Source organism: Ralstonia sp. TCR112, assembly GCF_007997035.1.
Lineage (GTDB): Bacteria > Pseudomonadota > Gammaproteobacteria > Burkholderiales > Burkholderiaceae > Ralstonia > Ralstonia edaphi.
The window spans coordinates 53,724-62,550 of the sequence record NZ_VOSS01000020.1 but is presented as its reverse complement, the minus strand read 5'-3'; the positions used below and the strand labels follow the sequence as shown (position 1 = coordinate 62,550).

Here is an 8,827-nt window from a genome sequence, read left to right as displayed (position 1 = left end):
AAGCCTGCACCGTGCGTGACCATCCACTCCCGGCGCTGGCGGGCGAGGTGCAGCGAGTTGTCGTGCACGAACTCGTCCAGCTCGTGACCGACGATGTCGCGCGCCGTCTGGGCGCCAAACAGCCGCACGCCCGCCTCGTTGACGAAAACGATGATGTCGTCCGCCACGATGTACAGCGCATCCGGCATTTGCCGGACGAGCGCCTCGTAGCGGTCGTCAGCGAGCGGCAGCGGCCTGGGGCTGTCCTGGTCGATTACATCCGGTTCGGGACGGTCAGGCCGCCCAGCAGAGGTGGCGTCCATATCTGGGTTGTTTTTCACGATATCGACCATCGTGTCGGGAAAGTTAAGGCGTTTGACTGCCTCTCCCTACTTCAGGGTGGGGCAAATGGCCGATGTGCGGTCAAGCGGCACGTCAGTTGCGGCACAATGCCCGCACGACGTTCCTGCGCAACTGTTCGCACCTGGGCCTTATGCAATCGTTTTCGTCTTCCGTCGGCCACGTAGCCGGCCTGATTTCGCGGCGTACCCTCCTGCCCGGCGGGCTGGTGGAAGCCGCCGTGCACTTCCGCGATGGGCAGATCGCCGCGTGTGATGCCCGCCCGACGCGCGGGATGATGGACTGCGGCGACCTGCTGGTCCTGCCCGGCATCGTCGACCTGCACGGCGATGCCTTCGAACGCGCCGTCATGCCGCGCCCCGGCGTGGCCTTTCCGTACGAGACCGCCCTCGCTGACGTTGACGGCCAATTGCTTGCCAGCGGCATCACCACCGAATTCCACGGCGTGACGTATTCGTGGGAAGGCGGCCTGCGCGGGCGCACCTATGCGCAGCGCATGCTCGATACCCTTGATGCGATGCGGCCGCACCTGGGCGCGCAGCACCTGATGCACCTGCGCTTCGAGTTGCACCACGCCGACGGCGTTGCCGATGCGCTGGCCTGGATGGATGCCGGCCGCGTGCACTTCCTGTCGTTCAACGATCACCTGCCGGGGATGCGCGACAAGCTGGGCGACGCGCGCAAGCTCGCACAATACGCCGATCGCGCCGAGTGCGACATCGACACGTTCCTCGCACGTCTGCATGCCGCCGCAGTCAATGCCACGCGGCTCGGCGAAGTGACCGGCACGCTCGCGCGGGCGGCGCAGCAACGCGGCATTCGCATGGCTTCACACGATGAACCCGACATTGCCACGCGCAACACCTTTCACGCGCACGGCTGCACCGTGACGGAATTTCCGTTGACCGAGGATGTTGCGCGGGCGGCGCGCGCTCATGGGGGGCATATCGTCTTCGGGGCGCCCAACGTGGTGCGCGGCGGCAGTCACAACGGCGCGCCGAATGCGGCGGCCATGGTGGCGGCCGGCCTGGGTACCGTGCTGGCATCCGACTATTACTACCCGGCGCTGCTGGCCGCACCATTCAAGCTGGCCGAGCGCGGCGTGGTGCCGCTGGACAAGGCGTGGGCGCTGGTGGCCGCCAACCCCGCTGAAGCCGCAGGGCTGACGGATCGCGGCACGCTGGCAACCGGCCTGCGCGCTGACGCCATCGTGGTGGATGACCGCCGCCCAGGCCTGCCGCGCGTGGTGGCCGCCGTGGTCGGCGGGCGGCTGCGCCATGCCGCGGCCCAGCTGCCTCTGATCGGCTGAACAACGCCATGGAGCCGGTGCGGGCATCCCTGTCGCGGCCGATACCGACTGCGTGGCGATACGCTCTGTACCTGCTGCCGCCCGAGCCCTGGTACGGGCTGGGCACACGCTGGCTCGGCCGTTGCGCGCGTACCGGCGCTGCAGTCTCCGCAAGTCAACGCGAGGTGTTTGTCCGCGAAGCCGGCGTCGACCTTGCCACGCTCGACCGCTGGACGGAAGCGCCACGCCAGTACGGCCTGCACGCCACGTTCAAACCGCCGTTCCGCCTGGCAGGCGATCGCACGGTCGAGGAACTGGACACCGCGCTACGCCGCTTCGCACAGCAGCAGCACGCCTTCACGATCGAACCGGCCCTGCAGACGCTGCGCGGCTTCGTGGCGTGGAGGCTGCGTCATGGCGATCCTGCCCGCGACACGCTTCACCGGCTCGCCGACGCGTGCGTCAGCGAATTCGACGGCTTCCGCGCACCGCCACCGCCCGCTGAACTCGCGCGGCGCCGTCGCGCCGGGCTCTCCGATGCGCAGGAGCGTCATCTGCAGCGCTGGGGCTATCCGTATGTGTTTGGCACATTCACGTTTCACATCACGCTGACGGGACGGCTTGACTCTGCCGAGCAGCTTGCCTGCTACCGCGCGCTGGAAGCCACGCCCGTGGCGCTGCCAGCCGCCATGCCCGTCGACCACATTGCGTTGTTCTCGCAGGCTGCGCCGGAAGCGCCGTTCAACGTGGCACGTGTGTACCGGTTTGACGGGAGTACCGAAGACTTCGACGCGGCGCAAAGCACGTTCAGCGCTTGAGTTCGACCACGTCGATCAACTGCGTCTGGCCGTGCTGCTCGACCTCCTGGCGCATCACCACGGCCGCTTCGGGGCAATACCAATCGGTGATGTGCGCAACGGTGGGATCGGGCTCGAGCGTTTCATTGCCCAGCCGCAGCACACCGAGGCGGGCCGTGCGCGTGTAGCGGATCGGCCGGCACTGCAGCTCACCCACCACGGTGTTCATCGGCTGCGGAGGCCCCACCTCGCGCTCCGACACCTCCACCTTGGCGCGCTCGGCCCGCATGCGCCCCACGGAGATCCCCAGCCGCGGCGACACCACATCGAAATCGAAGCTGGACTCGTACGTGTCGCCAGGCAGCATCTCGGCTTCGGGCGCCAGGCCGGCGCCGTACAGGAACATGCCGGAAATGGCTGTACTCACAGTGCCAATCAGATCGGCATGCTCGCTTTGCGCAAATACGCGACCGTTGATGCTGACGATGCGCGTAACCACGCCGGCTTCGTCCACAAGCAGCTGGTGCTCCTGGACCGTCTCGATGGGCCGGCCGCCGAGTGCCACCAGGCCGGATTTGGCGTAGATGTGCAGGCCGATCTCGCAGCCGTCCTGCATGTCGCGATTGACGTCGTGCAGCGTGAACTCGACGATCATCGGCGTCTTGCCGTTGCCGTCCAGGCGCACGCGGCTGCCGTCGTGCACCCACGGCGCGGAGCACAGCCCCGCCGCATGCGCGGGTAGCGCCAACGCAAACGCCGCCACGGCTGCGGCGGCGTTCCACAAAGAAAAACGCCGATGCATCGGGCGATGCATCAGCGTCTTCATGAACCCGCTCGGCACGGGCTTACTGCTTGGGCGCGTCCTTCTTGTTGGCGCCTTCGCTGTACGGGTCAAACTTGCCGCCCGCCTTGGCACCCTGGCTATACGGATCGAACTTTTCACCGGCCTTGGCGCCCTGGGTGTACGTGTCGTACTTGCCCTTCTCGACATTGGCCGGCTGGGCGCCGGGGTTGAGCGCGCTGGCGGTGCTGTCGTTCTTGTTGGCGCCTTGCGAATACGGGTCGAACTTGTCGCCGGCCTTCGCGCCTTGTTGGTACGGGTCAAACTTGTCGCCGACCTTTGCGCCTTGGCTATAGGGGTCGAACTTCTTCTGGTCAGTCTGCGCGTGGGCTACGGTGCCGATGGCTGCTACGGCAGCGACCGCTGCCACGAGGGTAAGACGTTTGTACGGCATCTGAAGCTCCTTTCCTATGGGTCGTTTGGGCTGGCTGACAGCACAGCCTCGTTTTGAACGCATCCCGGTGTCATGCGCACTGGCATGTTGGCGACGGCGCCGGGAAACCCCCTCTCCTCGTCGTACGCTATGGCAAGCGCACAGGAAAGTCAACGCACAGAAACTGCATATTTTTTGGGCAATTTGCGTGCTGAAGCGCAGGCGGATCAGTGGCGTTCCGGCACGCGGATCGCACGCGGGCCCATCGCCGCAATCAACGCCATGGTGAGCGCCACCACGGAGAGCCCCCAGCGCAGGTCGGAGCGGTGCGCGATCAACCCGATGATGACCGGGCCGATCAGCAAGCCCACGTAGGCAAAGCGCGCCACGGCGGCAATGCCTTCGGCCGCCGGCACGCCAGGCAGGCGCGACGCGGTGATGAAGAAGATCGGCACCATGTTGGCGGCGCCCACACCCATCAGCGCAAAGCCTGTCAGGACAGCCATCGGTGCGGGCCACAACAGCGCAAGCAGGATCCCGCCCGTTGCCAGCACGCCACTGGCGCCGAGCACGCGCATGTTGCCCCAGCGCCCGCGTGCGAAATCGCCGCCAAAACGCGCCAGCGCCATCCCGCCCGAAAACGCTGCGTATCCGGCACTGGCAACGGCCTCGGGCGATTGCGCGATCTCGCGCATGTACACGGTCGTCCAGTCATACATCGCGCCTTCGCCGACCAGCCCCAGGAAGGCCAGCACGCCGAGCAGAAACAGCGTACGGCCCGTGGTCGGATGTGCGGATTCGCCTTCAGCATGCACGTGGTCGGGCAGCATGAACGGGCCGGCACACAGCGCCGTCGCCATGGTGACGAGCGCCATGCCGCCGCAATGCACGGCCGGCGGCACGCCCAGTTCCAGCAGCACGCCACCCACCGCCGCGCCCACCATGCCGCCCAGGCTGAACATGCCGTGCAGCGAGGAAATGATCGGCTTGTGATGATTGGCCTCGACCGTGGCAGCTTGCGCGTTCATTGCGACATCGAAACCGGCGTTGGTGATGCCGAACAGCAGCAGCACGGCCAGCAGTGCCGGGTAGCTCGGCATCAGCATGATGAGAGCCGTCATGACACCAAATGCCACGCCGGCCTGCACGCTTGCGCGCCGCGTGCCGACGCGCGCCGCCCACTGGCCCGCAAACTTCATCGCGACGATGGCACCGGCGGCCACCATGAACATCGCCAACGACAGCGACGCCTCGGACAGCCCAAAGCGCGCCTTCACCGTCGGAATGTGAATGCCCCACGTCGCAAACGTTGCACCGTTGGCAAAAAAGAGAGCCATCGTCGCCGCGCGCGCCGACAGGGGAAGCCGGCGGGGCCGCAGCGCGCCGGCAGATTGGACGTATTCGGAAGACATGAAGGACAGCTGGGAAAAACGCGCAGCGCGAGCGGGTCGCGCCGCAAAGGCCTCATGCTACCGCGCTCTGCTGATGAACGTATGACGCCGCCCCGCGCCGCGCAGGTATGCGGCTTGCGTCACCACGCTCGAATCCACCGCATCGGGAGACCTGCCATGCCCCGCGTGATCTGGAAGGGCGCCGTGAGTTTCGGCCTCGTCCATATTCCCGTTGCGCTGTATCCGGCCACCCGCAGCGACGACCTCGACTTCGACTGGCTCGACCGTCGCACCATGGACCGCGTCGGCTACAAGCGCATCAACAAGACCACCGGCAAAGAAGTGCCGCGCGAACAGATCGTGCGCGGCTATGCCTACGAGAAAGACCGCTATGTGATCCTCACCGACGAGGACATCCGCGCCGCCAACCCGGTCTCGACGCAGACGGTTGATTTGCTGACCTTCGTGGATGCCGCGGAGATTCCGTTTCTCTATCTCGATACGCCGTACTTTCTTGCGCCCGACCGGCGCGGGGAAAAGGTCTACGCGCTGCTGCGCGAGGCGTTGACGCGCTCGCAGAAGATCGGGGTCGCCAACGTCGTGCTGCACACCAAGCAGCATCTGGCCGCGCTGATCCCGATGGGGCCGGTGCTCGTGCTGCATACGCTGCGCTGGTCCAACGAAGTGCGCGACTGGTCCGAACTCGACTTGCCGGAAGAAGGCACGAAGGCCGCCAAGCTCACGGCCAAAGAAATCGACATGGCCGAAAAGCTGATCGACGACATGAGCGGCACCTGGGACCCTGCCGAGTATCACGACACCTTCCGCGACGACATTCTCACGCTGGTCGATCGCAAGGTGCGCGAAGGCCGCACGGAGTCGGTCGAGCCGATGGAAGCCGAAAACGCTGCGCCGCGTACCGGCAACGTAATCGACCTGACCGACCTGCTGCGGCAGAGCTTGCCAAGCGCGGCAAGGGCAAAGGGGCATCTAACGACGACGATGCGGAAGACGAACCTGCTCCGCGCAAGCGTGCACCGCGCAAGGCCGCCGCCAAGACAGCGCGCAAGACCGCCACACGCAAGCGCGCATAACACGACGGAGCCGACGCCATGCCACGCCATCTCGCCGACTACCGCCGCAAGCGCGATTTCACGCAGACCCAGGAACCTGCCGGCGCGCGCCGCAAAGCCGATGAGCGGCGTGACAACGACGCCCTGCACTTCGTGATCCAGAAGCACGACGCGACGCGGCTGCATTACGACTTCCGGCTGGAGCTTGACGGCACGCTCAAGAGTTGGGCCGTTCCCAAGGGCCCGAGCCTGGACCCGGCCGACAAGCGCCTCGCCGTGCATGTTGAAGACCACCCGCTCGACTACGCCGATTTCGAAGGCCACATCCCCGAAGGCCAATACGGCGGTGGCGATGTGATCGTGTGGGACCGCGGTACGTGGCACCCGCATGGCGATCCGCGCAAGGCGTACCGAGACGGCAAGCTCAAGTTCGATCTCGACGGCGAGAAACTGCACGGCGCGTGGGCGCTGGTGCGCACGCATTTGCACGGCACCGGGCGGCATCCGAAAGAACAGTGGCTGCTGATCAAGGAGCGCGACGATCAGGTTCGGCCATCCAGCGACTACGACGTGACGCAGGCCTTGCCCGCAAGCGTGATCACCGGAGAGAACGTCGGCGCGAAACCCAAGGCCAAAGGAAAGGCCAAGGCCGATGATGGCAAGACGGAGCGCTCGGAACCGGCGCAAGTCCAACCGCCCGCCGGCGCCGTGCCCGCCACGTTGCCCAGGACGCTGGAGCCCCAACTCGCCACGCTCGTCGCTGGGCCGCCCACGCAGGGCGAATGGGACTACGAAGTGAAGTTCGACGGCTACCGCATCCTCGCGCGCATCGACGGCAACACCGTGCGCCTGTTCAGCCGCAACGGCCGCGACTGGACGGCCAAGCTGCCGCGTCAGGCGCGCACGCTGCAGGCGCTGGGCCTGCGTGAGGCGTGGCTCGACGGTGAAGTCGTGGTGATGGGCGAGCGCGGCGTGCCCGACTTCCAGGCGCTGCAGAACGCCTTCGAAACCGCGCATGCCGAACACATTGCCTACTACCTGTTCGACATTCCGTTCTGCAACGGCATGGATTTGCGCGGCGTGCCGTTGCGCGAGCGGCGGGCGCTGCTGCAGCGCATTCTCGAGGCGGCCCCGGGGGATCTCGACCGCGACGCGGTGCTGTTCTCGGGCACGTTCAACGCAGAGCCCGAAGACCTGCTGTCTTCCGCGTGCAGCATGTCGCTCGAAGGCGTGATCGGCAAACGCGCCGATGCGCCGTACCGCGCCGGCCGCAGCCCCGCGTGGATCAAGCTCAAATGCGGGCAGCGGCAGGAGTTCGTGATCGGCGGCTACAGCGCGCCCAAGGGCAGCCGCAGCGGCTTCGGCGCATTGCTGCTCGGCGTCTATGACGACGCGGGCAAGCTGCGCTATGCGGGGCGCGTCGGCACAGGCTTCAACGAGACGAGCCTGCACGCTTTGCATCATGAATTGACGGGGCTGACCGTCGACACGCCGCCCTTTGCGAACCCGCCCACCGGCAGCGATGCGCGCGACGTGCAATGGGTCAAGCCAGAGCGCGTGGCCGAAATCGCCTTTGCCGAATGGACGCGCGAAGGCATCGTGCGGCAAGCCGTCTTCCAAGGTTTGCGCGACGACAAGCCAGCGCGCAATATCGTGCGTGAACAAGCCAAGCCGCCCAGCGCCGCTGCCCGCAAGGAGACCCGCGCCGTGAATGCTGCCGAACGCAAGGTGCGGCCCGGTGCCGAACGCATCGCCGATGTCGACGTCACGCATCCGGATCGCGTGATCGAGAAAGCGAGCGGCACCACCAAGGCCGACCTCGCACGCTATTACGCGGGCGTGGCCGAGTGGATGCTGCCGCATCTGCACAACCGGCCGACGTCGCTGGTGCGGGCGCCCGATGGCATCGACGGCGAGCGCTTCTTTCAAAAACATTCCGCGGCGCTCAAGCTGCAAGGCATCACGCAGCTGGACCCATCGCTCGATCCGGGGCATCCGTCGCTGCTGGCGATCAACTCGGCGGAGGCGCTGGTCGGCGCAGTGCAGATGGGCACGGTGGAGTTCCACACGTGGAATGCGCTGGCCGACCGCATCGAACAGCCTGACCGCATCGTCTTCGACATCGACCCGGACCCGGCGCTGCCCTTCGCCCGGGTGATCGAGGCCACGCAACTCATGCTGGCCATGCTGGATGAACTTGGGCTGACGGCCTTCCTGAAAACCAGCGGCGGCCACGGCATGCATGTGGTGGTGCCACTCACGCGCCGCGAGTCTTCCGGTTGGGACACGCTCAAGACGTTCGCACAAGCCGTGGTGCAGCACATGGCCGCAACCTTCCCCGACCGCTTTGTCGCCAAGATGGGGCCGCAGAACCGCGTGGGAAAGATCTTCATCGACTACCTGCGCAACAACCGCGGCGCGAGCACGGTGGCCGCCTATTCGGTGCGCGCGCGGACGGGGTTGCCGGTGTCGGTGCCGATCCGCCATGACGAACTCGAAGGGCTGCAGTCGTCTGCCCAGTGGACGCTGCGCACGCTGCCGGATCGGTTGGCCAAGCTCAAGGGCGACCCCTGGGCGGACTATGCCGGCACACGCCAGTCGGTGACCGCCGACATGCGCAAACGCGTCGGCGCCCATGACTGAACCGTCACACAGAGGCGACTCCGAAAGAATTGGGCGGTGAACGCCCCATTGCTTGTCGGCCGAAGTGTGGGGTCGCTGCGTT

At 66.4% G+C, this 8,827-nt stretch carries 7 protein-coding genes and 1 pseudogene; 4 read left to right on the top strand and 4 right to left on the bottom strand.

Annotation, left to right across the window (positions count from 1 at the left end; all coding sequences use genetic code 11):
* Nucleotides 1-302, bottom strand: a 302-nt coding sequence (locus FUT88_RS07470) for a PAS domain-containing protein (RefSeq protein ID WP_186829256.1), incomplete at its 3' end; no start/stop codon positions are given.
* 170 nt (nt 303-472) lie between these two features.
* Here FUT88_RS07470 and FUT88_RS07465 point away from each other — a divergent pair.
* The gene (locus FUT88_RS07465; RefSeq protein WP_147214442.1) at nt 473-1,648 is read left to right on the top strand and encodes an alpha-D-ribose 1-methylphosphonate 5-triphosphate diphosphatase; all 1,176 of its coding nucleotides are present in this window, start codon (nt 473-475) and stop codon (nt 1,646-1,648) included.
* A gap of 8 nt (nt 1,649-1,656) precedes the next feature.
* Complete coding sequence (locus FUT88_RS07460; RefSeq protein ID WP_147214441.1) at nt 1,657-2,445, top strand: DUF1045 domain-containing protein; 789 nt, start codon at nt 1,657-1,659, stop codon at nt 2,443-2,445.
* Here FUT88_RS07460 and FUT88_RS07455 read toward each other — a convergent pair.
* From FUT88_RS07455 to FUT88_RS07445, 3 genes are all read right to left on the bottom strand, one after another.
* Nucleotides 2,435-3,250 (bottom strand): hypothetical protein, encoded by an 816-nt coding sequence (locus FUT88_RS07455; RefSeq protein ID WP_147214440.1) that lies wholly within the window; start codon nt 3,248-3,250, stop codon nt 2,435-2,437. The genes FUT88_RS07460 and FUT88_RS07455 overlap by 11 nt on opposite strands.
* Nucleotides 3,251-3,269: 19 nt before the next feature.
* The gene (locus tag FUT88_RS07450) at nt 3,270-3,659 is read right to left on the bottom strand and encodes a hypothetical protein (RefSeq protein ID WP_147214439.1); all 390 of its coding nucleotides are present in this window, start codon (nt 3,657-3,659) and stop codon (nt 3,270-3,272) included.
* Between the two features lie 206 nt (nt 3,660-3,865).
* On the bottom strand, nt 3,866-5,050 hold the full coding sequence (locus tag FUT88_RS07445; RefSeq protein ID WP_147214438.1) for an MFS transporter: 1,185 nt from the start codon (nt 5,048-5,050) through the stop codon (nt 3,866-3,868).
* 156 nt (nt 5,051-5,206) lie between these two features.
* Here FUT88_RS07445 and FUT88_RS07440 point away from each other — a divergent pair.
* Together FUT88_RS07440 and ligD are read left to right on the top strand one after the other, a co-directional pair.
* A pseudogene (locus tag FUT88_RS07440) lies at nt 5,207-6,123 on the top strand (Ku protein).
* An 18-nt stretch (nt 6,124-6,141) separates the two neighbouring features.
* Nucleotides 6,142-8,745: a DNA ligase D gene (gene ligD / locus FUT88_RS07435; protein WP_147214437.1), complete on the top strand. Its 2,604-nt coding sequence runs from the start codon at nt 6,142-6,144 to the stop codon at nt 8,743-8,745.
* Nucleotides 8,746-8,827: the final 82 nt, after the last annotated feature.